This window comes from Paraburkholderia flagellata (genome assembly GCF_021390645.1).
GTDB classification, from domain to species: Bacteria; Pseudomonadota; Gammaproteobacteria; order Burkholderiales; family Burkholderiaceae; genus Paraburkholderia; species Paraburkholderia flagellata.
Genome location: NZ_JAJEJT010000003.1, coordinates 889,643 through 913,999 on the forward strand (window position 1 = coordinate 889,643; position 24,357 = coordinate 913,999).

General features: G+C 65.4%; 25 protein-coding genes. 11 read left to right on the forward strand and 14 right to left on the reverse strand.

Features of this window, described 5'->3' with window-relative positions:
• Position 1: 1 nt before the first annotated feature.
• Positions 2-1,045, reverse strand: a complete 1,044-nt coding sequence (locus L0U83_RS27685; protein ID WP_233887336.1) for an alpha/beta fold hydrolase — start codon at positions 1,043-1,045, stop codon at positions 2-4.
• A 405-nt stretch (positions 1,046-1,450) separates the two neighbouring features.
• On the opposite strand from L0U83_RS27685, the gene L0U83_RS27690 reads away from it, so the two are divergent.
• Together L0U83_RS27690 and L0U83_RS27695 are read left to right on the forward strand one after the other, a co-directional pair.
• The gene (locus tag L0U83_RS27690; protein WP_233887337.1) at positions 1,451-1,699 is read left to right on the forward strand and encodes a DUF4148 domain-containing protein; all 249 of its coding nucleotides are present in this window, start codon (positions 1,451-1,453) and stop codon (positions 1,697-1,699) included.
• Between the two features lie 40 nt (positions 1,700-1,739).
• A complete protein-coding gene (locus tag L0U83_RS27695) occupies positions 1,740-2,162 on the forward strand; it encodes an organic hydroperoxide resistance protein (RefSeq protein ID WP_233887338.1) in 423 nt (140 codons plus the stop codon).
• An 83-nt stretch (positions 2,163-2,245) separates the two neighbouring features.
• Here L0U83_RS27695 and L0U83_RS27700 read toward each other — a convergent pair whose 3' ends face one another.
• Positions 2,246-3,280, reverse strand: a complete 1,035-nt coding sequence (locus L0U83_RS27700; RefSeq protein WP_233887339.1) for a 2-hydroxyacid dehydrogenase — start codon at positions 3,278-3,280, stop codon at positions 2,246-2,248.
• A gap of 248 nt (positions 3,281-3,528) precedes the next feature.
• On the reverse strand, positions 3,529-3,891 hold the full coding sequence (locus tag L0U83_RS27705; RefSeq protein WP_233887340.1) for a DUF4148 domain-containing protein: 363 nt from the start codon (positions 3,889-3,891) through the stop codon (positions 3,529-3,531).
• A gap of 322 nt (positions 3,892-4,213) precedes the next feature.
• Here L0U83_RS27705 and L0U83_RS40600 point away from each other — a divergent pair, with 322 nt between their 5' ends.
• Positions 4,214-4,339 (forward strand): hypothetical protein, encoded by a 126-nt coding sequence (locus L0U83_RS40600; protein ID WP_267939528.1) that lies wholly within the window; start codon positions 4,214-4,216, stop codon positions 4,337-4,339.
• Between the two features lie 82 nt (positions 4,340-4,421).
• Here L0U83_RS40600 and L0U83_RS27710 read toward each other — a convergent pair whose 3' ends face one another.
• The 4 genes from L0U83_RS27710 to L0U83_RS27725 form a co-directional block, all read right to left on the reverse strand.
• Positions 4,422-5,279: a flagellin N-methylase gene (locus L0U83_RS27710; protein WP_233887341.1), complete on the reverse strand. Its 858-nt coding sequence runs from the start codon at positions 5,277-5,279 to the stop codon at positions 4,422-4,424.
• 68 nt (positions 5,280-5,347) lie between these two features.
• On the reverse strand, positions 5,348-6,139 hold the full coding sequence (locus L0U83_RS27715) for a MetQ/NlpA family lipoprotein (RefSeq protein WP_233887342.1): 792 nt from the start codon (positions 6,137-6,139) through the stop codon (positions 5,348-5,350).
• Positions 6,136-7,182, reverse strand: a complete 1,047-nt coding sequence (locus L0U83_RS27720; protein WP_233887343.1) for a formylglycine-generating enzyme family protein — start codon at positions 7,180-7,182, stop codon at positions 6,136-6,138. Before L0U83_RS27720 ends, L0U83_RS27715 begins: the two co-directional genes overlap by 4 nt.
• A gap of 10 nt (positions 7,183-7,192) precedes the next feature.
• Positions 7,193-9,142, reverse strand: a complete 1,950-nt coding sequence (locus L0U83_RS27725; RefSeq protein ID WP_233887344.1) for an arylsulfatase — start codon at positions 9,140-9,142, stop codon at positions 7,193-7,195.
• A gap of 242 nt (positions 9,143-9,384) precedes the next feature.
• Between L0U83_RS27725 and L0U83_RS27730 the strand changes: the two genes are divergently transcribed.
• From L0U83_RS27730 to L0U83_RS27750, 5 genes are all read left to right on the forward strand, one after another.
• Positions 9,385-10,926: an NfeD family protein gene (locus L0U83_RS27730; protein WP_233887345.1), complete on the forward strand. Its 1,542-nt coding sequence runs from the start codon at positions 9,385-9,387 to the stop codon at positions 10,924-10,926.
• On the forward strand, positions 10,923-11,696 hold the full coding sequence (locus tag L0U83_RS27735) for a slipin family protein (RefSeq protein ID WP_233887346.1): 774 nt from the start codon (positions 10,923-10,925) through the stop codon (positions 11,694-11,696). Before L0U83_RS27730 ends, L0U83_RS27735 begins: the two co-directional genes overlap by 4 nt.
• 186 nt (positions 11,697-11,882) lie before the next feature.
• Positions 11,883-13,937 carry an elongation factor G gene (gene fusA, locus L0U83_RS27740; RefSeq protein ID WP_233887347.1) on the forward strand — a complete coding sequence of 685 codons (2,055 nt, stop codon included), beginning with the start codon at positions 11,883-11,885 and terminating at the stop codon, positions 13,935-13,937.
• A gap of 119 nt (positions 13,938-14,056) precedes the next feature.
• Positions 14,057-14,614, forward strand: a complete 558-nt coding sequence (locus L0U83_RS27745; protein ID WP_233887348.1) for a TetR/AcrR family transcriptional regulator — start codon at positions 14,057-14,059, stop codon at positions 14,612-14,614.
• Between the two features lie 77 nt (positions 14,615-14,691).
• A complete protein-coding gene (locus L0U83_RS27750) occupies positions 14,692-15,612 on the forward strand; it encodes an alpha/beta fold hydrolase (RefSeq protein ID WP_233887349.1) in 921 nt (306 codons plus the stop codon).
• Positions 15,613-15,624: 12 nt separating this feature from the next.
• On the opposite strand, the gene L0U83_RS27755 is transcribed toward L0U83_RS27750, so the two are convergent.
• Genes L0U83_RS27755 through L0U83_RS27760 form a run of 3 tightly spaced genes read right to left on the reverse strand, consistent with a single transcriptional unit; the run spans position 15,625 to position 16,876 of the window.
• The gene (locus L0U83_RS27755) at positions 15,625-16,368 is read right to left on the reverse strand and encodes a response regulator (protein WP_233887350.1); all 744 of its coding nucleotides are present in this window, start codon (positions 16,366-16,368) and stop codon (positions 15,625-15,627) included.
• The gene (locus L0U83_RS40605) at positions 16,365-16,496 is read right to left on the reverse strand and encodes a hypothetical protein (RefSeq protein WP_267939530.1); all 132 of its coding nucleotides are present in this window, start codon (positions 16,494-16,496) and stop codon (positions 16,365-16,367) included. Before L0U83_RS40605 ends, L0U83_RS27755 begins: the two co-directional genes overlap by 4 nt.
• Positions 16,493-16,876, reverse strand: a complete 384-nt coding sequence (locus L0U83_RS27760) for a GFA family protein (protein WP_233887351.1) — start codon at positions 16,874-16,876, stop codon at positions 16,493-16,495. The genes L0U83_RS40605 and L0U83_RS27760 overlap by 4 nt, the downstream gene beginning before the upstream one ends.
• Positions 16,877-17,120: 244 nt before the next feature.
• On the opposite strand from L0U83_RS27760, the gene L0U83_RS27765 reads away from it, so the two are divergent.
• Positions 17,121-17,486 (forward strand): cupin domain-containing protein, encoded by a 366-nt coding sequence (locus L0U83_RS27765; protein WP_110383838.1) that lies wholly within the window; start codon positions 17,121-17,123, stop codon positions 17,484-17,486.
• Between the two features lie 34 nt (positions 17,487-17,520).
• On the opposite strand, the gene L0U83_RS27770 is transcribed toward L0U83_RS27765, so the two are convergent.
• Both L0U83_RS27770 and L0U83_RS27775 read right to left on the reverse strand, forming a co-directional pair.
• The gene (locus L0U83_RS27770) at positions 17,521-18,882 is read right to left on the reverse strand and encodes an ATP-binding protein (protein ID WP_233887352.1); all 1,362 of its coding nucleotides are present in this window, start codon (positions 18,880-18,882) and stop codon (positions 17,521-17,523) included.
• A gap of 113 nt (positions 18,883-18,995) precedes the next feature.
• Positions 18,996-19,928, reverse strand: a complete 933-nt coding sequence (locus tag L0U83_RS27775; protein ID WP_233887353.1) for a LysR family transcriptional regulator — start codon at positions 19,926-19,928, stop codon at positions 18,996-18,998.
• Positions 19,929-20,067: 139 nt separating this feature from the next.
• Here L0U83_RS27775 and L0U83_RS27780 point away from each other — a divergent pair, with 139 nt between their 5' ends.
• Complete coding sequence (locus tag L0U83_RS27780) at positions 20,068-21,051, forward strand: aldo/keto reductase (RefSeq protein ID WP_233887354.1); 984 nt, start codon at positions 20,068-20,070, stop codon at positions 21,049-21,051.
• Positions 21,052-21,120: 69 nt separating this feature from the next.
• Here L0U83_RS27780 and L0U83_RS27785 read toward each other — a convergent pair whose 3' ends face one another.
• Positions 21,121-21,864, reverse strand: a complete 744-nt coding sequence (locus L0U83_RS27785) for an SDR family oxidoreductase (protein ID WP_233887355.1) — start codon at positions 21,862-21,864, stop codon at positions 21,121-21,123.
• Positions 21,865-21,964: 100 nt separating this feature from the next.
• Here L0U83_RS27785 and L0U83_RS27790 point away from each other — a divergent pair, with 100 nt between their 5' ends.
• Positions 21,965-22,870 (forward strand): AraC family transcriptional regulator, encoded by a 906-nt coding sequence (locus tag L0U83_RS27790; RefSeq protein WP_233887356.1) that lies wholly within the window; start codon positions 21,965-21,967, stop codon positions 22,868-22,870.
• A 6-nt stretch (positions 22,871-22,876) separates the two neighbouring features.
• Here the strand turns inward: L0U83_RS27790 and L0U83_RS27795 are convergent, their stop codons facing one another.
• Positions 22,877-24,331 (reverse strand): MFS transporter, encoded by a 1,455-nt coding sequence (locus tag L0U83_RS27795; protein ID WP_233887357.1) that lies wholly within the window; start codon positions 24,329-24,331, stop codon positions 22,877-22,879.
• Between the last annotated feature and the right edge of the window lie 26 nt (positions 24,332-24,357).

Below are 24,357 nucleotides of genomic sequence, written 5' to 3' on the forward strand. Positions count from 1 at the left end.
ATCACAGATGCGTGACTTGCAGGATGGCCTGCGCGAATTCCTTGGGCGCTTCCTGCGGGAGATTGTGGCCAATGCCGCCGTCGATATTGCGATGCAGATACTTGCCCGTGAACTTCTTCGCGTAAGCGGCCGGCGCGGGATGCGGTGCGCCGTTGGCGTCGCCTTCGAGCGTGATCGTCGGCACGGTAATGGCCGGCGCGGCAGCGAGACGCTGCTCGAGGCTGTCGTACTTCGCTTCGCCCGGCACGAGCCCCAGACGCCAACGGTAGTTGGAGATCACGACGGCCACGTGGTCGGGATTATGGAACGACGCTGCACTGCGCTCGTAGGTCGCGTCGTCGAAATTCCACTTCGGCGAAGCGAGTTGCCAGATCAGCTTGTTGAACGCGTCGAGATTCGCGGCATAACCCTGTGCGCCGCGCTCGGTCGAAAAGTAGAACTGGTACCACCACTGCAGTTCGGCTTGCGGCGGCAGCGGCTTGCGGTTCGCCTCCTGGCTGCCGATCAGATAGCCGCTCACGGAAACCAGCGCCTTCACGCGCTCGGGCCACAGCGCCGCGACGATGTTCGCCGTGCGCGCGCCCCAGTCGTAGCCGCCCAGAATGGCCTGATCGATCTTCAGGGCGTCCATGAACGCGACGAGATCGACGGCGGTGACGGCCTGCTGGCCGTTGCGCGGCGTGTCGTCCGAGACAATGCGCGTGCTGCCGTAGCCGCGCAGATACGGCACGATCACGCGATAGCCCGACGCAGCCAGCATGGGCGCGACCTCGACATAGCTATGGATGTCGTACGGCCAGCCGTGCAGCAGGATCACCACCGGGCCGTTCTTCGGCCCCGCTTCGGCGTAGCCCACATTGAGCAGCCCCGCGTTGATCTGCTTGATCGGGCCGAACGATACGCCATTGCCCGTGCGCGTGTTGCCTTCCGTGCCGCCAGCCGACTGTGCGTGCGCGAGACCGCCGAATGCGAAGTCGGCGAGCGTGAGGCCGGCAAGCGACGTGCCGAGAAGTCGACGGCGGCGGACGTTGACGGGATCTGACATAACCACTTCTCCTTGTTGTGCATGCAGGCCGCGCCCAAACGGCTTGGCCTCGTTGATTGGCGAGCGGCTGCCGATCGGTCGATCGCGCTCGCGGCGGCAGGCATTGACGCCCCGGTGAATTTATATCCGAGCAGGGAAGATGCCATGTATCCCAATGTGTCTGCTGCGAGCACGTACACAAAACGAATCAAAAAGCGTCGGCGTGGCTGGATCGATCGCGGCCAGGCGCGGGATTGAACGAACGGCGGGTTTGTATCGCAATGTATAAGCGCCTGGCCCAGACACATACCCTTGCAATACGCGGCGTTCATGAAACACGGCAGATACGTCTGGCGGTTCTAATGCATCAACGCCGGAACTTGCTGATGACCGGACGGATTTCCAAACCCTTCCCAGGAGAAAGTCATGAACGTATCGAAGCTCGCCCTCGCCTTCGCCGCCAGCGCCGCAGTCCTCGCAGCCACTCCGGTGTTCGCCGCCATGCCCGCTCAGTCGAGCGCTGCGCAACCCGCGCAACAGGCAAGTGCGGCGTGGACGCCCGCCAGCAATGCGGTCAACGCAAAGCTCACGCGTGCACAGGTTCGCCAGGAACTGGTTCAGGCACAGCACGACGGCCAGCTCGCTGCAATCCAGCAGCTGTATCGCGGCAGCTAAATCATCGTTCTCACGAAGCCAACCTCAGGAGATAAACATCATGACCCAGGCAGAAAAAGTGCTGTACACCGGCAAGACCCACACCACCGGCGGCCGCGACGGCGCGGCCCGCAGCGAAGACGGACGTCTGGACGTGAAGCTTTCGCCTCCCGGCTCGAGCGCGCCGGGCACGAACCCGGAGCAGATGTTCGCGGCGGGCTGGTCGGCGTGCTTCATCGGCGCGATGGGCCGAGCCGCCACGAAGCTCGGCGCGACGCTGCCGCGCGACGTGGCGGTCGACGCCGAGATCGACCTCGTCAACGCCGACGACGCCTTCAAGCTGCGCGGCCGCCTGAACGTGACGCTGCCGGGCGTGGATCGCGAGCTGGCACAGCGCATCGTCGAAACGGCGCATCAGATCTGTCCGTATTCGAAGGCGACGCGCGGGAACATCGACGTCACGCTCGCAGTCGTCGAGGCGTGATCGTGTAGCAGTGGAAAGCAAAAAAGCGGGGCGGCTTTTGCGCGCCCCGCTTTGCTATTGCGTGTTGCTGTATGCGTTGCGCGTTAGCCCTGCGGCGCGTCCACGAGATTGCTCGGCGAGCCGTTACGCCAGGCCTCCACGTTGCGCAGCGTCGTTTGCGCAATCTCGCTCATCGCCTCACGCGTGAAGAACGCCTGGTGCGACGTGACGATCACGTTCGGAAACATCAAGAGACGCGCGAGCACGTCGTCCTGCAGCGGCGCGTCCGAATGGTCCTCGAAGAACAGACCGCCTTCTTCCTCGTACACGTCGAGGCCGAGGTGGCCGAGCTGGCCGCTCTTGAGCGCATCCACGAGTGCGCTGCTTTCCACGAGCCCGCCGCGCCCGGTATTGATGAGCATGGCGCCGCGCTTCATCTTCGCGAGTGCGTGGCCATCGATCAGATGAAACGTTGCAGGCACGAGCGGGCAATGCAGGCTCACCACGTCGGACTGCGCGAGCAGCGTGTCGAGCGGCACGTAGCGCACGCCGAGCGCCAGCAAGTCGGCGGCCGGCGTGCCCGGGTCATGGGCGAGCACCTGCATGCCGAAGCCCGCCATGATGCGCGCAAAACACCGCCCGATAATGCCCGTGCCGACCACACCGGCCGTCTTCCCATGCAGGTCGAAACCGAGCAGCCCCGCGAGCGAGAAGTCGCCTTCGCGCGTGCGCGACACGGCGCGCGGCAGCTTGCGGTTCAGCGCGAGGATCAGCCCGACGGCATGCTCGGCCACCGCATGCGGCGAATACGCGGGCACTCTCGCTACGGTGATGCCAAGACGCTGCGCCGCCGCAAGATCGACGTGATTGAAGCCGGCCGAGCGCAGCGCCACGAGTCGCGTGCCGCCCTTGTGGAGGCGCTCGAGCGTGGCGGCGTCGACCGTATCGTTTACGAACGGACACACCACGTCATAGCCGTCGGCGATCACAGCGGTGTCGGCGTCGAGGTGCGATTCCTGGTAGTGCAATTCGTACTGGAAAGCGGTGTTCGCCTCGGCAAACGTATCGACATCGTACTGGCGCGCGCTGAACAGGATCATGCGTGGGCGAGCGGAAGTGGGGTTCTGGGTTCCCGGCATGTTGACCTCGTACGAGCTTCGGAGTGTATGCGCGAACGGCGCGTCGACACGCATGGATGCATCTTGAACTCAAACGTGTAGCGTTCGCGCGCGTGCCGCGCGGGCACGCGAGGACATGGTACCAGCAGCAAGGCGAGTGATTGGGAACAGGTGGGAAGAAGCGAGGAACAAGCGGGCCAGGCATAGACACGGCAAAGCCGCGAAGGTTGCCGGTGAGCGGCAAACTTCGCGGCACGGTGCCGCGCGCATTACGAGTGAGCGTAGATCGGTTCGAGGCCGACGACATCCTGATCAGCCGCATTTGCACCGGCGGCATTCGATACGGCGCGAACGTGCGTGCGGCTGCCTGTAGCAGTCGCACCCTCAACCGCTCCACCGAACGCCGACGCCGCTGCGCCATTCTCAGCACTCACGCGCGAGAGCGCGGCTTGCAGGTTCGCGGGGTATTGCGTGTTGTCGCTGGCGGGGTTGTAGCCCGCCTTCTGGAGCTGGACGAGTTCGGCCTTCACTTCGGCGCGGGTTACCGGTTGGCTCGACTGTGCGAATGAAAGCGCGGGAACGGCGACGAGGGCAGCAAGAGCGGCGGCGGCGAGCGATTGAGCGAGCTTCATGGTGTTTCTCCTGACGTTGGGTGAGTGGTTGCGCACTGTTGTGTATCAACCTTGCGTAGGAGACATTTGAACGCCGCGATGTATCTGGCTTGTTTGCGTGCGCGCCCGTTTTTGCAAGCGCGCTTGTCGGACGGGCGGCCAGACACAGTGCGATACAAGAAGGCGCCCTGCCGCGTGCGTACCGCCCGCTAGCACACCAATAAGGGGCAAATCAAAAGTGTTGCTGCACCGCACACTTAGCGCACTCGAGCCTTGCATTCTGTCCCGAGATCCTTATAATTAGGGTTATCCCTTAGGCAATAACCCTAGCGAAGAGGAAATCATGGGTGCAATCGTCGAAAAAGTGACTCAAGTCCTGGCTGCACTGCGTCGTCTCGGCGCCGAAGCGCTGGACCGTCACCTCGAATACTGCGAACTGCTCGCAGAAGCTCAGCGCCGCTGGTACTAATCCGCGCCTGACTGCAGCAAGCGTCCCTGCCCGCGAGAGCGGGGACGAGTAGCAATAGGCGAGCGCGCCGTGCGGTCGGCTTTTATGCGGCGCCCAGCCAGGCCTCGATTTCGGGCGCATGCGCGCGCGCCGCATCGGGCCGCCATCCCGGCGCAGCCAGAAGTTCAAGCGCGCCGGCGTAGGCCTGCGCAAAGCCACGCAGTTCATGCGTAACCGGCCGGTCGTCCAGACGCCGCCGGGCTAGTGCCGCTTCCACGGTGCGCTCGATTAGCGCGATCTGGCTGTCGATATACGCCACGCAAAGCTCGCGGCAGCGCGCGGACACGCGCGCCGCCGCCATGAGCGCCGGAACGAGCGAAACGGTGAGATGTCCGCCCGCGCCAAGCCGGGCTAGTGCGCCGCGCAGATCCGCAGCGGCCTCGTGAAGCGAGGCGAACACAGCGTCGCGCCAGATATCGCGCTCAAACGCCAGCGCTCCGCGAAAGCGCGCCAGAGCCTCGGCATCCGCCACCTTGCCCTCAAGCACCAACGGTGCGGCGTTCGCCGTCACCGTCGTGCGGATGCAGTCCGCACCGAGCCATTGCGCGCTTTCGCGCCTTCCTTCCAGCACCAGCGTTTGCAAACGATCCGGCAATAGCGGATCGAGCGGCACCGCCGCGCACATCGCAGGCTTGCCGGCTTCGTGCAACGTGCAGCGTCCGTCATCGGCCAGCGCCGGGCAGCGGCCGAGCGACGGATAGTCGTAGCCCCGCAGCGTCAGCACGATCCAGTCGGCACCGAATGCGGCGCTGCGGTGAAAAAGCGTCTGCGAGAGTTCGTGGATCGCAACTGCATCGGCAGCGTCCAGCGTAGGCTCGCCCGCCCGGCGTACCGGCCGTCGCCCGATCGCAAGACACCCGACAAAGCGCTCCCCATGCCGCAGCAGTTCCGCCAGCGACATCGACGGCGGGCTGTTGCAGCATTTCCCGCACGCCGTGCACGCGAGCGCGTAGTTCCCTGCACAGGGCCCTACCATGGCCGTCGCACCGAGTCCTGATAGCGCGTGAGGATGAAATGCGCGACCTCGTTCGAGTGGTACGCGGCCACCAGCTCGCGCGCCCAGGGCTGCGTTCGGTCCGCCTCGCGCACAGCGAGCACGTCGGCGTAAGGCGAGCGCGCGTCTTCAATGCCGATGCTGTCACGCGCCGGCTGAAGCCCCGCGCGCGCCGCGTCATCGTTCTCCATCGCCACGAAGGCCGCCGTGTCGAGCGCGTGCGCAAGCCGTGCGTGCCGCAGGCGGACAAGCTTGAGCTTCAGCCGGTTGCCCGTGATATCCGCCGTCGTGGCGTGCAGCCCGGCGCTGTCGCGCAGCGTCACGAGCGTGTAGTTCTGCAGCAGGATCAGCGCGCGGGCCATGCCGCGCGCGTCGTCGGGAATCGCAATCGTCGAGCCGGGGCGCAGTTGATTGAGGCTCAGCAGTTTGCGCGAATAGAACGCCATCGGCAGCGCGACCGTAGGCGCAATGGCCGCGATCGCGTAGCCGTGCGCGCGGCGCGCGGCGGCCACGTCCTCTTCGTCCTCGAAGCTCGCCGCGTCGATACGGCCTGCCGCCAACGCACCGTCGATCTCCGCGGCGTCGTCGAACACGACGACGTCGAGAGTCAGGCCGCGCTTCGCCGCCGTGCGTTGCACCTCGCCCATGATCTCGGCGTGCGCGCCGCGCGTCACGCCCACGCGTACTGGATCGGGCGCTGCGTGGGCCATGCCGCTCAGCGCCGCGCACAGCACCCATGCGGCCAGCGATCTGCGTCTGAAGTTCATGACGCGTCCCTCAAAATCGTGCGAAAGCCAATATGCGAAGCCGCGAGATCGGCCTCCTGCTGTTCCCGCGACGACGCCCGATAGCGCACGCAATAGTCGCGCGCGCACAGGAACGAGCCGCCCTTGATGACCATGAGCGTGTCGTGACGCCGCCCCGCAGGCGCCACCGCCGCCGTGTCGCCATTGGTGTGCGACTGGTGCGGGCCCGTGTACGCATCGCGCGTCCATTCCCAGGCATTGCCGATCATGTCGTAAAGGCGAAACGCATTGGCCGCGTAGCAGCCCACGGGAGCCAGCCCGGCGTGGCCGTCCTCGGCGGTGTCGAGCACCGGAAATACGCCTTGCCAGTAGTTCGCCGTGGGCTTGCCGTTGGCGTCGGTGGGCGCGGTTTCAAGGTCCGCGCCCTCGCGGCCCGCCTTCCCCGCGTATTCCCACTCGGCCTCCGTCGGCAGGTCGCGGCCCAGCCAGTGCGCGTACGCGAGTGCGTCGCGCAGCGTCACGAGCGTGACGGGCAGGTTGTCCCGGCCCTCCACGTCGCTGCCCGGACCGTGCGGATGCCGCCACGACGCCCCCGGCACCCACGTCCACCAGGCCAGATCGCGCGCGTTCATCTGCTCGGCCGTCGGCACGCGAAACACCGCTGCGCCGCCTTGCTGCTCCGCTTCGCTCACATAGTGCGTGGCTTCGACGAACGCCGCGAACTGCGCCACCGTCACGTCAGTCTGGTCGATCCAGAAGCCCGCCACGCGCGTCTTGCCGCCACCGGGCGCGGGGTGCTCGTCCGGGTAGCCCGCCGTGCTGCCGAACACGAACGAACCGCCTTGCAGATGCACCATGCCGGCCTTGCGGTCGCTGCCCCAGTTCGCGGGCAGCCCCGAATAGCGCTCGCACTGGCGCTCGTTGCCGAGCGGCGCGAGCAGACGGCCGCGATTGAGCGAATCGAAGCCGTCGGCTTTCGTTGTGGCAATCGAAGTGCTCGTTGCCACGAACGCCGCGGCGAACACCGTCACGGCCAGCGCCGCGAGTGTCAGTCGATACCGCATGGCCGCGCCCTCAGTAATAACCTTGAGGACGCAACGGTTCGACGCCGCCCACGTTGCTCATATACGTATTCCACTGGTTCACGAGGCTCTCGATCACCGAGGGATTCTGCGTCGAGACATCCGTGGTTTCGCCGCGGTCCTTAGTGAGGTCGTAAAGCTGCCAGTGACCGTCCGTGGGTCCGAGCGGCGGCTCCGTCCACAATGCCTTCCAGCGGCCATCCGCGCTGCGCAGATAGGCACGGCCATAGGCTTCGTCGCCGAAGGCCTCCGTGTGCGCTTCCGCAGTCGTCTTGCCATTCAGTTGCGCAAGCAACGACTTGCCCGTCACCGGATACACATAGCGGTTGTTGTAGACCACCTTGCCCTTGTTCTGGTCGACGCCCGTGAGCGCGTTGATGAGCGCGGGCGCGGCCTGGTTCGGCGGTGTGACGCCGGCCACGTCGAGGAAGGTGGCCGTGTCGTCGGTCACGTGCGTGAAAATGCTGAGCGACGGCAACTGCGTGGCCTGCCCCGGCAAATGAACGATGGCCGGAACAGACACGCCGCCCTCCGCCGAATAACCCTTCGTGAGGCGCAGCGGCGTGGCGCTCACTTCGGCCCAACGCAGCCCATACTGCAGGCGCTTCGCGTTCTGCAACCCGTTGTCCGTGCCGAGCGACGAATACACGGGCTCCTGGGCGTTAGCCGTATCGGTGGCGGTGGGATCGGCACCCGAGTCGATCGGCCAGCCGTCCGCGCCGTTGTCGGACTGGAACATGATGAACGTATTGTCGTATTCGCCGATGTCCTTCAAATGCTGGATCAGGAGTCCGATGTTGTAGTCGAGATTCTCGACCATGCCCGCGTAAATTTCCATGTAGCGCGCCTGCGCCTTGCGCTCGTCCGCGGAAAGGCTGGCCCACGCCTTGTCGACGTTGCCCTGGCCGTAATCGGCGTAGCCCTCCGAGGCCGGATGCACGGCGCTGATGTACTTCGCGTTCGCCGTGCCGTTGTTGGCCGTGGCGGGCGAACGCGCGAGCGTTTCGGGCAAACCTTCGAACGGCGTGAAGTCGGCAGGAATGAGGCCGAGCGCCTTCTGCCGCGCAATGCGCGCGTTGCGGATCGCGTCGTAACCTGCGTCGTACACGCCCGCATATTTGTGCAGCCACGGGTCCGGCACCTGGAGCGGCCAATGCGGCGACGTATAGGCCGCGTAGGCGAAGAACGGCTTGCCGTCGCCCTTGTTCGAGTCGATGTACGAGATGAGCTTCTGCGTGTAGAAGTTCGTGGAGTAGAACACGGCCGGATTGCCGCCCGCGCCGCCGGGTTGGCCCGGTTGTCCGGGCTGCACGTACTGGCCATCTTCCGTATAGTTTTTCGAGCCCGCGAGTTCGTGCGCGAAGTGATTGGTCGCGGCGCCCCCGAGCAGCGCGTAGCTGTGCTCGAAACCCCATTGATCGGGTGTTTGTCCACTACCCGTAGCACTCCCAACGATACCCGAGCCGAGATGCCACTTGCCCGCCATATACGTGTGATACCCGGCGTCCTTGAGCAGTTGCGCAACCGAAAGCGCGCGGTCGTTGAGATAACCCTCGTAACCGGGCAGGCCGCGGCGTTCGTCGGTGGGCACGCCCATCGTGCCCTCGCCCACGAGGTGATGGTCGGTGCCCGAAATCAGCATGGAGCGCGTGATCGCGCACACCGTACCCGCGTGATGGTTCGTGAGGATGCGGCCCGACTGCACGAGCGCGTCGAGGTTGGGCGTGTTGATCTCGCCGCCGAACGCATGAATGTCCGAGTAGCCCAGATCGTCCGCCATGATGTAAAGGATGTTGGGCTGCTTGTGCGTGAGGGCCGCGCTGGCCACGGGCGTGCCGTTGCTGTCCGTGCCGCCGCACGAGGCCAGCGCGACGACGCTGGCGACAATGGCGCATGTCATGCGGATGCGGGGAACTTGCGTCGACCGGTTGGCTTTTTTCATTGTTCTCGTGCGCTGCTTGTAAGGGAGTGCAATGTTAGCCACGAAGCCCGTCGCGCCAAATCTCGATTCCTCCATTGCTTTCGGAACGGTGGAATAAGTGTGCGGCGCAACGTTCCGGGCGTATTCCAGCCATTCGGGCCGGTTCGCGCTTTGCGCGGAAAGCGCCTACTCTTGAGGTATCGGCTCTTGCCCCATCTGTGAACCGGAACGTGCGCCAGCGTGCGCCATGCTCCGGACGCCCGATGCGCGATCATCGCTCCTCGCATGCCGCGGTGCACGACGCGCCGCCCGCTCAGCCGCACCATCCGCTCACGGCGCGGCTTGCTCGAGCCGTTGTGTTCGTCGCCTTGCTCGTCGCGTGGGCCGCGCTGGCGGCTGCACTCGCTTTGCCAGCGGCCTTCGCTGCGGCGAGCCCGCCCGTCGTCGTCATGACCGTGAACGGTGCGATCGGACCTGCCAGCGCCGATTTCATCGTCCGTTCGCTGGAGCGCGCTGCGCGCGAGCGCGCGCCGCTCGCGATCCTCGAACTGGATACGCCGGGCGGCCTCGACACCTCGATGCGGCAGATCATCAAGGCGATCCTTGCCTCCCCGGTGCCGGTGGCGGCGTTCGTCGCTCCTGGCGGTGCGCGCGCCGCGAGCGCGGGCACCTATATCGTCTACGCAAGCCATTTCGCGGCCATGGCGCCAGGGACCAATCTCGGCGCGGCGTCGCCGGTCCAGCTTGGCGTGGGCGGCGGCGGCCCCGCGGGTGGGCCTGCCGGTGGCCCAATGGGCCTCCCGGAGGCCGCCTCCGGCGCCTCGGCCCCACGCGCCGACGACAACGCATCGACGGAAGCCCGCAAGGTCATGCACGACTCCGCCGCCTACATTCGCGGCCTCGCCCAACTGCGCGGGCGCAACGCGGCGTGGGGCGAGCGCGCGGTGCGCGAGGCGGTGAGCCTGTCCGACGAAGAGGCGCGCGACCAGCACGTGATCGACCTGATCGCGCAGAACCCCGCCGATCTCGCGCGCCAGCTCGACGGCCGCACTGTCACGACCACGGCGGGCACGCTGCGCCTCGCCACCGCGAACGCGCCGCTGGAAGTCGTCGCGCCCGACTGGCGCAACCGCTTTCTTTCGATCGTCGCAGACCCGAATGTCGCGCTGATTCTGCTGACCATCGGCGTGTACGGGCTCTTCTTCGAGTTCGCCAACCCCGGCTTCGTGCTGCCCGGCGTGGCGGGAGCGATTTGCCTGCTCGTGGGTCTGTTCGCCATGCAATTGCTGCCCGTGAACTACGCGGGCCTCGGGCTCGTGATGCTCGGGCTCGCCTGCCTCATCGCGGAGGCCTTTTTGCCGACGTTTGGCGTGCTGGGCTTTGGCGGCATCGTGGCGTTCGCCATCGGCGCGCTGATGCTGATGGACACGGGCGAGCCCGGCTACGGCATCCCCATATCGCTCATTGCGGGCCTGGCGCTCGGCGGCGCGGCGTTCGTCGCCACCGTGTCCAGCGTGGCCCTGCGCGCGCGGCGGCGCCCCGTGGTGACTGGCGCTGAGGCCATGGTGGGCGCCATTGGCGAAGTGATCGACGAGGGCCTCCAGCCCGATCCGCGACCCGGCCACGCGGTATTTTCCACGGGCTGGGTCCGCGTGCACGGCGAGCGCTGGCACGGAGCCTGCGCCACGCCCCTCGCCGCCGGCAGCCGCGTGCGCGTGAGCGCGCGCAGCGGCCTCACGCTCACCGTCACCCCGCTGCACGGTGCGGCACACGACAAGGCACATGACAAGGGAGAACATTCATGATCGGCTTCACGTTCGGCTTCACAGGTCTACTGATCGCGCTGGTGCTGCTGATCGCCTTATCGTCGATCCGCATCTTCAAGGAGTACGAACGCGGCGTCGTGTTCATGCTCGGGCGCTTCTGGAAGGTCAAGGGACCGGGCCTCGTGCTCATCATTCCTGTCGTGCAGGTGGCGGTGCGCATGGACCTGCGCACGGTCGTGTTCGACGTGCCTGCACAGGATGTCATCACGCGCGACAACGTTTCGGTGAAGGTGAACGCCGTGGTCTATTTTCGCGTGGTGGACCCGGAAAAGGCTGTGATTCAGGTCGCGCGCTACGTCGACGCGACGAGCCAGCTCGCGCAAACCACGTTGCGCGCCGTGCTCGGCAAACACGAACTCGACGCCCTGCTTGCCGAGCGCGAGCAACTGAACGCCGACATCCAGAAAACGCTCGATGCGCAAACAGACGCGTGGGGCATCAAGGTGTCGAACGTCGAGATCAAGCACGTGGACCTCAACGAAACGATGATCCGGGCGATTGCGCGCCAGGCCGAAGCCGAACGCGAGCGCCGCGCAAAGGTGATTCACGCGGAAGGCGAACTGCAGGCGTCCGAAAAATTGCTGCAGGCCGCGCAATGTCTCGCGCAGCAGCCGCAAGCCATGCAACTGCGGTATCTGCAAACGCTCACCACCATCGCCGCCGACAAGAATTCCACCATCGTCTTCCCGCTGCCAATGGAGTTGCTCAACGGGCTGATCGAGCGGGCCAGCACGCCGCGCGAAACTTGAGTGATCCGTCCCCTCAGTGTCAGGCATCAAACGTCTTCTGCAGTTCACCTGAATATTGCAGCGCAGCGAAAATAGCTGCTCAGCGCGCTGCGCGCGTTCGTGCACGCTTCTTTTCGGCTTGGGATTGGCAGAGCGAGGAAATATCGCCAATAATTGCCGGACATCCACTAACGGACGACGGCGGCCATGGATTACAGTCCCGAAGCCATCCGCACGATCGCTCTGGTCGGCCATGCCGGCTGCGGCAAGACCTCGCTTGCCGAAGCGCTCCTGCACCAGGGCGGCGCGCTGCACGCGCCAGGCAGCGTGAATCGCGGCACCGCCCTCTGCGATTTCGATCCCCTCGAACGCAAGTACCACCACTCCCTCAACTCCGCCATCGCCCACTTCGAACACCAGGACACGCGCATCTACCTGCTCGACACGCCCGGCTACCCCGACTTCGCCGGCATGTCGATGAGCGCGCTGCCCGCGGTGGAAACGGCGGCCATCGTCATCAACGCGCGCACCGGCATCGAAATGACGACGACGCGCATGATGACGTACGCGCAGCAGCGCAAGCTGTGCCGCATGATCGTCGTGAACGGCATCGACGCGGAAAAGGTCGATTTGCCGGGACTGCTCGCGCAGATACAGGAGACCTTCGGCAAGAACTGCCTGCCGATCAATCTGCCTGCGCAAGGCGGCCGCGAAGTGGTTGACTGCTTTTTCAACCCCGCGGGCGAGGCCGATTTTCATTCGGTGGAAGCGGCGCACAATGCGCTCATCGACCAGGTGATCGAACTCGATCCCGAGTTGATGGAGTTGTACCTCGAACAAGGCGAAGCCATTAGCCCCGAGCAACTGCACGAGCCGTTCGAACGCGCGTTGCGCGAAGGGCATCTCGTGCCGGTGTGCTTCACCTCGACGGCCACGGGTGCGGGCATCGCGCAACTGCTCGACGTGTTTGTGAAGCTTTTGCCCAATGTCACCGAAGGCAATCCACCGCTGTTTTACCGCGAGGTGGATGGCAAGGAAGGCAAGGAGCCCGTGCGCGCGGAACCGGACGCCGATAAGCACGTGCTCGCGCATGTGTTCAAGATCGTGATGGACCCGTATATCGGCAAGGTGGCCGTGTTTCGCATTCATCAGGGTACGGTGACGCGTGACAGCCTGCTTTATATCGGCAACGCGCGGCAGCCGTTCAAGGTGGCGCATCTGCTCATGCTCCAGGGCAAGGAGCATACGGAGGTCCAGCGCGCGGGGCCCGGCAATATCTGCGCGGTGGCGAAGGCCGACGATATCGGCTTCGACGCCGTGCTGCACGACGCACCCGAAGACGGCAACATCCACCTCACGCCGCCAGCTTTTCCCAATCCGATTTACGGTCTCGCCATCGAGCCGGCACGCCCGGGCAACGAGCAGCGCGTGTGGGAAGTGCTGCAAAAGCTCGCGGCGGAAGATCCTTGCCTGCAAATCGATCACCCCGAGGGCACCAACGAAACCGTCGTACGCGGGCTGGGCGAACTGCACTTGCGCTACATGCTGGAGCGGTTAACGGATCAGTACAAACTTGAAGTCGTGACGCGTCCGCCTACGATTGCATGGCGCGAGACGATTGGCGGCAAAGCCGAAGGCCATTGCCGCCACAAGAAGCAGACGGGCGGTGCGGGCCAGTTCGGCGAGGTCATGTTGCGTGTCGAGCCCTTGCCGCGCGGTGCGGGCTTCGAGTTCGTGGATGCCGTGAAAGGCGGCGCGATTCCTTCGCAGTTCATGCCAGCGGTGGAAAAAGGCATCTTGCAGGTGATCGACAGCGGGCCGCTCGCGGGCTTTCCCATGCAGGACGTGCGCGTGATCGTGTACGACGGCAAGCACCATCCGGTGGATTCGAAGGAAGTGGCGTTCGTTACCGCGGGGCGCAAGGCGTTTATCGATGCGGTTTTGAAGGCGCAGCCTATCGTGCTCGAACCGATTGTCGATATCGAAGTGATGACGCCTGAGGCCGCGATGGGCGACATCATCGGCGATCTTTCCTCGCGGCGCGGGCAGGTGCACGGCACGCGCACGATGGGCGGGCAGGCCATGGTGATTGCGGGGAAGGTGCCGCTAGCCGAACTCAACGATTATCAGTCGCGGCTGAATTCGCTCGCAGGCGGGCATGGGAACTACAGCATTCAGCTGAGCCACTATGATCCGGTGCCGCCGACGCATCAGGAAAGGCTGGCGGCGCAGCATAAGGGGCGGGGGGAGAGTGTGGAGTGAGGGTGTTTTAGAAGGAGCAGTTGATTAGGAAATGAACATTTCCTATAATGCCTTTCATGTCACCCGAACACCCACCCCAACCCGTGGCCCGCAGCCCCGGCCGCCCCCGCGAATTCGACATGGAAACCGTCGTGGACGGCGCTGTGCGCGTATTCCGCGAGCGCGGCTATCACGCCACGTCCGTAGGCGATCTCAGCGAAGCAACGGGCCTGACCGCGGGCAGCCTCTACAAAGCGTTTGGCGACAAACGCGGCGTCTTTCTCGCCGCGTTCGATCACTACGTCACCACGCGCAACACCGAATTGCGCCATCGTCTCGCCAGGCAGTCCAAAGCAAGCGAGAAGATCCGCGTCATCCTCTTTTTCTACGCCGAATCGTCCCATGGCAGCGAGGGCCGGCGTGGATGCCTCGTCGTATCCAGCGCAACGGCGCTCGCCACCTTCGACGACGAAATCGCCACGCGCATCGAAACCGCCATGCGGCGTACCGAAGAGATGCTGCGCGAACTCCTCGAGCAAGGCCAGAAAGACGGCTCCGTTGCAGCGGAAATCCATGTCCCGGCCATGGCGCGCACGTTGCTCGCACTGCTTCATGGCTTCCGGTTGATCGGCAAATCCGGCCGCACACAGCGTGACATGCTAGCCGCGGCCGAAGAAGCCATGCGTTTGCTGCGTTGAAATTTTTTTGGCTAATTTGGAAATGATTATTTCCAATCAATGCCTGCGTTCCTCTACACCCACAGGAGCTTCACGTCATGAGTACGCCCTCACGCATGATCGACCACGGTCCAGCCTCGCTGGCCGACCCAACGCTGCCCGGCTTCGCGCATCGCTTCGCGACCGTCGAAGGCACACGGCTCCATTACGTCATCGGCGGAAAGGAAGAAGGCGAGACCGTTGTGCTGCTCGCCGGCTATCCGCAGAGTTGGTTCGCGTGGCGCAAGGTCATGCCACTGTTGGCGCAGCATTACCGCGTGATCGTCCCTGACCTGCCTGGCCAGGGCGACTCGGACCGCCCGCCTGGCGGCTACGACACGCAATCGCTCGCGACCGCCCTGCACACGTTGCTCGGCAAGCTCGGAGCGCGTCGCTATCATCTCGCCGCCCACGACGTCGGCGCATGGGTCGCTTACCCGTACGCGGCACTATTTGGCGATGAAGTGTCGAGCCTCGCATTGCTCGACGCGGGCATCCCCGGCATCACGCTGCCAGAAGCGCTGCCCGTTGCGCCGGAGCGCGCGTGGCGCACCTGGCACTTCGCCTTCCATGCGATTCCCGATCTGCCGGAGTTGCTGATAGCGGGCAAGGAGCGCGCGTACCTGGACTGGTTTCTGCGCCGCAAGACGGCGAATCCGCAGACCTTCACGGATGCCGATATCGACGAATATCTACGCGTGTTCACGAAGGAAGGCGGATTGCGCGCGGGGCTGGCCTACTACCGCGCGGCCGATGTTTCGGCGCGCCAGAACCGCGAGTTGAGCGCGCGCGGCAAATTGCGGATGCCGGTTCTCGCGCTGAGCGCCGATCAGGGCTCGATTGCGGACATGGCTGGGCCGCTGCGCCATTACGCCGATGAGGTGCGAGGCGCGACGATCGCCCACTGCGGCCACTTCCTGCCGGAGGAACATCCCGCAGCGGTTGCCGAAGAACTGCTGAGTTTCTTCGGCCAGCCCTGACTCGGGCGCCCCTTAGTCCGGCGCGTCGACGGTGCTCACCGCCGAGGAAAACACATACCCCTCGCTGCGCAGCGTCTTGATGTAACGCGGCTCGCGCGCCTCGTCGCGCAGGCGCTGGCGCAGCCGGCTCACGAGCAGGTCGATCGAGCGGTCGAACGCATCGGCCTGGCGGCCTTGCGTGAGGCTCAGCAGCTGGTCGCGCGTGAGCACGCGCTGCGGATGGTCGAGGAACACGCGCAGCAGCCGGTATTCCGCGCCGCTCAGCGCGACGATCGTGCCTTCGGCATCCAGCAGATGGCGTGCCGTGGTATCGAGCCGCCAGTCGCCGAACGCGAGCAGTTGGGCCGACTCGCTCACTTCCATGCCCGGCGGCAGCATGCGTGTGCGGCGCAGCACCGAGCGGATGCGCGCGAACAGTTCGCGCACGGCGAAGGGCTTGGGCAAATAATCGTCGGCGCCCATTTCGAGGCCAACGATGCGGTCCGTCTCCTCGTTGCGCGCGGTGAGCATCACCACGGGCACGGCGCGGAATTTGCCCGCGCGCAACTCGCGGCACAGCACGAGGCCGTCGTCGCCGGGCATCATGAGGTCGAGCACGATCAGGTCGGGCGCACCGCTCTCAAGCGCCGCGCGCATCTCGCGGCCGTTCGCGGCCAGCGACACGCGCATGCCGTTCTTTTCGAGGTACGCCCCGACCAGTTCACGTATGCCGCGATCGTCGTCGACAATCAGGACGTGATCGATCTTTTCCGTCATTGGTTCTTTTTCTCCTTGTGCGCGAGGCGTGAACGGGTTTCCGCGATGCACGAACAGTACACCGGATGGGCGATCTCCGCAGCCAGGCCGCTCGCCGCGAAGAACAGGATGGCGAGCAGGCGTTTCATGCGTCCTCCAGCAAGGAAAGGCTGGCGCCGTCGGCAACCGACGCTTCGAGCGCGTAGACATCCACGCCTTCCAGGCAGCCGAGATTGACGCGCCAGCGCGCCGGGTCCCTGCGCGTCTGGTGAAACGGATAAATGCCGCAGTGCTTGCAGAAATAGTGCTTCGCCACGCGCGTATTGAACTGGTACAGCGTGAGCGCGTCTTCGCCCGCGAGGATCGTCAGTTCGCGACCCTCGAACATCGGGCTCATCAGCGCGCCTTTGCGGCGGCACAGGCTGCAGTTGCAGCGCCCAGCCGGCTCGATCGCCGTGCGGACTTCGAACTTTACCGCACCGCAATGACAGGAACCCTTCCAGCTAGTCGTGCCAGTCGACGTGCTCATATTGCTCTCCACTCGATTGATTTCGTTGGCTGATTGATTACGCAAGGCGCGCGTACAACCCGCAACCGCGCCGCCCGATTCGGGACGACAATGTTCGCTAGCGCACAACCGTTGCGCCGCCCATCGACCTGAAATGACCCGACATGACCGGCAACGACCGCAGCCGGGCCAGCGACAAACCGGCATTGTTTATGCTCGTTTGCTGTAGCGAGCGAAACTCAGAAAACGGCTCCAGGAGGTCCCCATGAAATGTCTGCGCATCTACGCCGACGCCCAGGGCGAGTCCCATTTCGAGGACATCGATATCCCGCTCACGCCGCTTGAGCTCTTTCCCAACATCCCGCCCATTTATCTTTCGACGTGGGAGCAGGCGAAAGCAGTGCGCTTTGGCTGGGTGCCGGCGGGCCTCAAGGAGGCGGACTGGCACACAACGCCGGTTCGTCAGTTCGTGATCTGGATGACCGGCTGGGTCGAGTTCGAGACGAGCGACGGCGACACGCGCCACTGCGAGCCGGGCACGGTAGTCCTGTGCGAAGACACCGTGGGCAAGGGTCATCGCTCGCGCCACCCCGAGGAAGGCCAGTTCAACGTGTTCATTCCGCTCGCCTGAGTGACATGACCGGGCGCTCGCGGCGCGCCGCATTTCACGCGTCCGCGCCGCCAAGCACGAGCCGTCCTTCCAGCCCGCCTTCGGGCCGGTTGCGCAGCGTAAGCTGCGCGCCCATCGCCACGGCGAGCTGGCGCGAGATCGCGAGGCCGAGACCCGTGCCGCCCGTACCCCGATTGCGCGAGGTTTCGAGCCGGTAGAACGGCTCGAACACCTTTTCGAGCGCTTCTTCGGGAATACCTGGGCCGCTGTCGAGCACCGAGATCGTGACGGTCTTGTCCCGCGGCGAGGCGCTCACCTCGATGGCCGCCGTGCTGCCGTACTTCAGCGCGTTGTCCACGAGATTGCCGACGATGCGGCGCAGCGCCTGCACACGCGTGACGATTGCCACGTTCAGGCGGCGCTCGAAGGTCACGGGCGAACCCGCATCCACGTAGTCGCACACCAGGCTGTCGAGCAGCGCGTCGAGATCGACGCGGGCGGGCGCTTCGCCGGTGCCGTGCAGCGTGCGCGCGTAGGCCACGCCCTCCTTCACCAGTTGCTCCATCTCGTGCAGGTCCTGCGCGAGCTTGCCCGCTTGCGCCTCGTCGTCCATCTGGTCCACACGCAAGCGCATGCGCGTGATCGGCGTCTGCAAATCGTGGGAGATAGCGGCCAGGATCTGCATGCGCTCGGCCACGTGCGCCGATATGCGCTCCTGCATGGCGTTGAACGCGCGCGCCGCGCGCGCCACTTCGGAAGGTCCTTCTTCCTCCAGGCGCTCCGCCTTCAGGTCCGGACCCAGCGCGTCGGCCACGCGGGCGAGTTCGTGCAGCGGCCGCGTGGCCGTGCGCACCGCGAACCAGCAGCACGCCGCCAGCACGACGAGTTGTGCGACGAGCACGGCCGGCAGCCAGCCCGACAAGGGCAGCGCGGGACCCGGACGGTAATCGATGGTGAGCGGCGAGCCGTCGGCAAGCCGCAAATGGATCTGCAGACGTTCGCCGTTGCCGGGCACCGAATTGGTAGTGAGCGCGTACTTGTCGCCCAAGCCCGCCGCGATGGCCGACGCCACGCTCTTCGAGCGGCTCGCGTCGGGTGGCTCGCCGGGCGTGCCGGGGCCGAGAATGAAGCTGTAGGTGCGCCGCGCGAGCTGCGGCAGCCACGCCGCGCGTTCGGCTGCGGGCAGATGGTCGAGCAGCGCCACGGAGATGGCGACTTCGCGCGAGATGTAGTCGACCATCATGGTCGCGGTGGCGTCGTTGCGCTCGGTCATCGTGAGCTTGAACGACAGCAACTGCGCGAGCGCGAGGCCGACGCAAAGGATCAGGGCGAGGCGCGCGAACAGCGTGCGCGGCCAGTGCAGCGCGCTCATTGCCGCACCGCCCGTGTGGCGGACCGCAATTCCATCGGCGTGCATGTTCGGACTCCGTGTGCAGGGAATGGTGGTTTTATACCGCATGGCGCGGGAGGCTTTGTATCTCACTGTATCGGCGCGGGCGCGGGACACAATACATTGCAGGCCGGTTCATTTCATCGTGCTTCCGGCTTGCGCTGCGGTGCGTCATCGTCCGTGTCGGCCCACGCGCGCACGGCCTGCGCGAAGAGGCGCAGCGCCGCGGGCGGATGGCGATTGGCCGGATAGTAAAGGCAGAGCCCCGAAAACACCGGCCCCCACTCGGGCAGCAGGTGGACGAGCCGGCCGGCGGCAATATGCTCGGCCACGAGCGATTCCGGCACCCAGGCCACGCCGACCCCGGCGAGCGCCGCCTCGACCATCAGGTTGAGATTGCCGAGCGTGAGCGGCCCGTCCACGTCGATGCTGGCGCTCTTGCCCCGGTGCGCGAAATCCCAGCGGAACAGCGCGCCGCTCTCGAAGCGAAAGCGGATGCAGCGGTGCTGCTCGAGGTCGTGCGGCGCGCGCGGCGGCGCATGCTGCGCCAGATACGCGGGCGAAGCCACCGCGCCAAAGCGCATGTCCTTCGTGAAGCGGACGGCAATCATGTCGCGCGGCACGTCTTCGAGCACGCGCACACCGGCGTCGAACCCGCCGGCCACGATGTCCACGAGCCGCGAGTCGACCACGAATTCCACGCGGATGTCCGGATAGCGGGCGAGGAACCCCGGCAACACATGTCGAATGAGCGGGCGCGCCCCCGATTCCGATGCGCTGACGCGGATCGATCCCGAAGGCCGGTTGCTCGCGGTCGCGACGTCGTTCACGGCGTCTTCGAGATCGGCCATGGCGGGCCGCACGCGGTTGAGCAACTGCTCGCCCGCCTCGGTCAGCGCCACGGAGCGCGTGGTGCGGTTCAAAAGGCGCACCCCGAGCTTCGCCTCCAGGTTGCGCACGGTATGACTGAGCGCGGACGGCGAGACGCCCAGCACGCGCGCCGCGCCGCTGAAGCTGCGCTGCTCGGCGATCGTCACGAAAGCCGTCAGTTCGGATAAGCCGGTGCGCACCATTTATGAATTTTCCTCAATACCTCATGCAAGTCTAGCGGGATTGTTGAACAGCATGCAGCAACCTACACTCGATCGGGTAGAAGGCGGCTCCCGCGTGAACACAGGGGCCGCTCATCCAATCGCGTTAAAGGAGCAAGACATGCAAAAGCGCACACTCGGCAAGAACGGCCTCGAAGTTTCCGCGTTGGGCCTCGGCTGCATGGGGCTGAGCTTCGGCTATGGGCCCGCCACCGAAAAGGCGGAAGCGATCCGCCTGATCCGCACGGCGTTCGAGCGCGGCGTCACGTTCTTCGACACGGCCGAAGTCTACGGGCCCTTCGTCAACGAAGAACTGGTCGGCGAGGCGCTCGCGCCGATTCGCGACCAGGTGGTGATCGCCACGAAGTTCGGCTTTCAGGACGGCGACTCGAAGAAGCCGATGGACAGCCGGCCCGAGCGCATCCGCGCCGTGGCCGAGGCATCGCTCAAGCGCCTGAAGACCGACCGCATCGACCTCTTCTACCAGCACCGCGTCGATCCGAACGTGCCCATGGAAGACGTGGCGGGCACGGTCAAGGATCTGATCGGCGAAGGCAAGGTGAAGCACTTCGGCCTTTCCGAAGCGGGCGAGCAGTCTATTCGCCGCGCCCACGCCGTGCAGCCGGTAGCGGCGCTGCAAAGCGAGTATTCACTCTGGTGGCGCGAGCCGGAGCACAAGGTGATGCCGGTTCTGGAGGAGCTGGGCATTGGCTTCGTGCCGTTCAGCCCGCTCGGCAAGGGCTTTCTGACTGGCGCGATCAACGAGCGCACGTCGTTCGATCAGAGCGACTTCCGTACGATCGTGCCGCGTTTTTCCGAGGAGAACCGCAAGGCCAATGCGGGCCTCGTCGACGTGCTGGGCCGCCTTGCCGAGGGCAAAGGCGCGACGCGCGCGCAGATCGCGCTGGCCTGGCTGCTCGCGCAAAAGCCGTGGATCGTGCCGATTCCTGGCACCACGAAGCTTTCCCGGCTCGACGAGAACATGGGCGCGGCCAATATCGAGTTGAGCGCGGACGATCTCGCCGCCATCGAAGCGGCGCTCAAAGAGATCCAGGTGGTGGGCGAGCGCTATCCGGCGCAGATGCAGCAGCGGGTGGATCGCTAAAGCGGGTACGGTGCGAGACGCCGCTGCATCTGGCGCTCGCACCTGCTCGGCGTTGACGGCTCGCGGCGATCACTGCGCCCCGGCCAACGCCAGCGCATCCGCACCCGCGACGATGCGAGCCGGAGCCGCAGCATCGTTCGCCGCGCGCCAAACCGCCTCGGCCACGTCCTGCGAGCGCGTGATCGCGGTGGACTGCGCCCACTCGCCGAACACGCGCTGGCCCAGCTCGGCATAAGGCTCGGGAATGCTGCCCTCCATGCGTTGCTGCGCGTTCTCGCCAAAGCGCGTGTCGGGCGCGCGGCCCGGCAGCACGACGCACGTGCGCACATTGAACGGCGCGAGTTCGTGCGCGAGCGACTCCGTGAACGCGTTGACCGCCGCCTTGCTCGCGGCGTACACGGCGAGCAGCGGCAGCGGGCGCAGCGTCACGCCCGACGTGACGTTCACGACGACGCCACCCTTGCGCTGCCGAAACTGCGGCAGAAACGCCTGCGTGAGCGCGATCGTGCCAAGCGTATTCGTCTCGAACACGTCGCGCGCGGTGTCCATCGAAATGCCCTCGAGCGCGCCCAGCACACCAATACCCGCGTTGTTGACGAGCACGTCGATCGGCCCGGCGGCCTCCACGGCCTCGCGGATGCTCTGCGCATTCGTGACATCGAGCGCCAGCACGCGCAGGCGCGGCGAACGCGGCAGCACGTCCTCGCGCGGCGTGCGCATCGTCGCGACGACGTTCCAGTCGCGATCGAGAAAGTAGCGGGCGATTTCGAGGCCGAAACCGGACGAGCAACCGGTGATCAAGACGGTTTTCATGAAGGCTCCTGCGAATGGGTTGGCAGTCCCGGCACGATAAGCCGTCGCAGCCGGACTTGCTACAATCAGAAGTCCAAGTTTCATTTGCAGGAGTCCGGTCATGATCGACCCGCTTGCGGAGGTGGTCGCGCTGCTCCAGCCGGGCGCCTCGCTCTCGAAAAGGGTGAGCGGCGCCGGTGCGTGGCGTATCCGGCGCACGGATGCCGGGCAGCCCTTTTACTGCGCGATCCTCGAAGGTTCATGCCGCCTCGAGGTGGATGGGCAAGAGCCGGTCACGCTCGAACCCGACGATTTCATCCTGATCCCGGAGGCCCACGGCTTCACGGTGTCGAGCCTCGATCCGGCGACGACGCAGACCATCGACACCACCCCCGTCGCGCAGCTCAGCGGCGAATACCGGCTTGGCAACCAGAGCGGACCGCCGAACGTGCAGATGCTCGTGGGTTATTGCGTGTTCGGCTCGCCCGATGCGGCCTTGCTCGTCTCCCTGCTCCCGCAACTCGTCCACGTGCGTGGCGAAAAGCGGCTCGCCACGCTCGTACAACTCGTGCGCGACGAGTCGCGCGCACAGCGGCCCGCGCGCGATGTCATCCTCGCACGCCTGCTGGAGGTGCTGCTGATCGAAGCGCTGCGCTCGACGGGGGACGCGTCGGCCACGCCGGGCCTGCTGCGCGGTCTCGGCGACCCGCGCCTGGCCCCGGCGCTACGGCGCATGCATGAAAGCCCCACCCTGCCCTGGACCATCGCGCAGCTCGCGAAGGAAGCGGCGCTGTCGCGTTCGGCGTTTTTCGAGCGATTCCGGCGAGCGGTGGGTGTCGCGCCGATGGAGTATCTGCTCGGCTGGCGCATGGCGATCGCGCGAAACTTGCTGCGCCGCGAAGCGCAGGGCGTCGCGGAGGTCGCGCTGCGTGTTGGCTACAGCTCGGCCAGCACGTTCAGCGTGGCGTTCACGCGGCATGTGGGCGTGCCGCCTGCGCAGTATGCACGGGAGCAGGCGGCAGGGTGAGGGCGCTCAGTGCGAAATGCTCTCCAGCGACTTGCCCAGCGTGCGCGGCCCCATCAGGCCGATGGAGACCATCACGAGCGCCATGGCACCCGCAATGAAAACAAACACGCCTGTCACGCCGAACTCCTTGAGCGTGAAGGCGATGACGAAGGAACTGAACACGGCTGAGAGCCGGCTCCACGAATAGACGAAGCCCACGGCTCGTGCGCGGATGGCCGTAGGGTAAAGCTCCTGCTGGTACGTATGATAGGTGAACGAAATGATGTTGCCGGCGAGCGTCAACAGCACGCCTAGCGTGACGATCGCAACCGCCGCCGACGCCTGGCTGAACAACAACCCGCTCACGATATTGACCGCCGCCATGCCGACGATCACATGCTTGCGCTCGAAGCGGTCGGCAATCCAGTAGCCGAGCAGCGGACCCAGCGGCGCGGCGAGTCCGATCACCGTGGTGTACATGAGGCTCGATGTGACCGTAATGCCTTGCTTCACGAGCAGCGTGGGCACCCAGTTCGCAAAGCCATAAAAGCCCACCGTCTGGAATATATGGAAGACGATGAGCATGACGGTGCGTTTGCCGTACGGCGGCTTCCACATGTCCGCGAATCCTGCTTTTCGCGGCACCGGGTCGGCTGGGCCTGGTGCGGGCAGCGGCGCTCCGTATTGCCGCGCAACCTTTTCTTCGAGGTCCGCCAGCACTGCAGCGGCTTCTTCGGTGCGGCCTTTGCCCGCGAGCCAGCGCGGACTCTCGGGCAAATTGCGCCGGAAGTACCAGACAAAGAGCGCGCTAATGCCGCCCAGCAGCACGACCCAGCGCCAACCATCGAGCCCCAGCATCGTACGCGGCACAAGCAGCCACGAAAGAAACGCCACGACGGGCACGGCCGAAAAGCCGATCGCCTGGCACACCGCGAACGCTCTGCCGCGCAAGTGTTTTGGCGCAAGCTCGGAGAGGTAGGTGCCGATGGTCACCAACTCGACGCCTATGCCCACTCCCGAGACGAAGCGCCAAAAGTTCAGGCCGCTCGCCGTATCCTGGAAGGCCATGACCGTGTTCGCCGCGACGTACCACAGCAGCGACCACGTGAAGATGGCGCGCCGGCCAAAGTGGTCCGCGAGAAAGCCGCACGCAGCCGTGCCGATAAAGAGACCGCAAAACAGCGCGGCGATGAAACTCGCCACGCCCGAGGTGCCGAAAAGGCCGGGGGTAGTCGAAGTGAGAATGCCGCTTTTGACGAGACCCGGCGCAACATAGCCCGTGTAGAGCAGATCGTAAAGTTCGAAGAAGAACCCGAGGCTCAGCAGCAGGATCAGTTTCCATACCGCGCGCGTGGCCGGAAGCCTGTCGAGACGGGCCGATATCGTGCCGTACTGTGCGCTGCCGTCGGCAAACGCGTTTGCATCGGCGGGTGCCCCATCGTCAGCGGCGCGCAGGCTCGCCGTGCCCTCCAGAATGGCCATGCTTGTCTCCAATGTAGTAGTTCGAA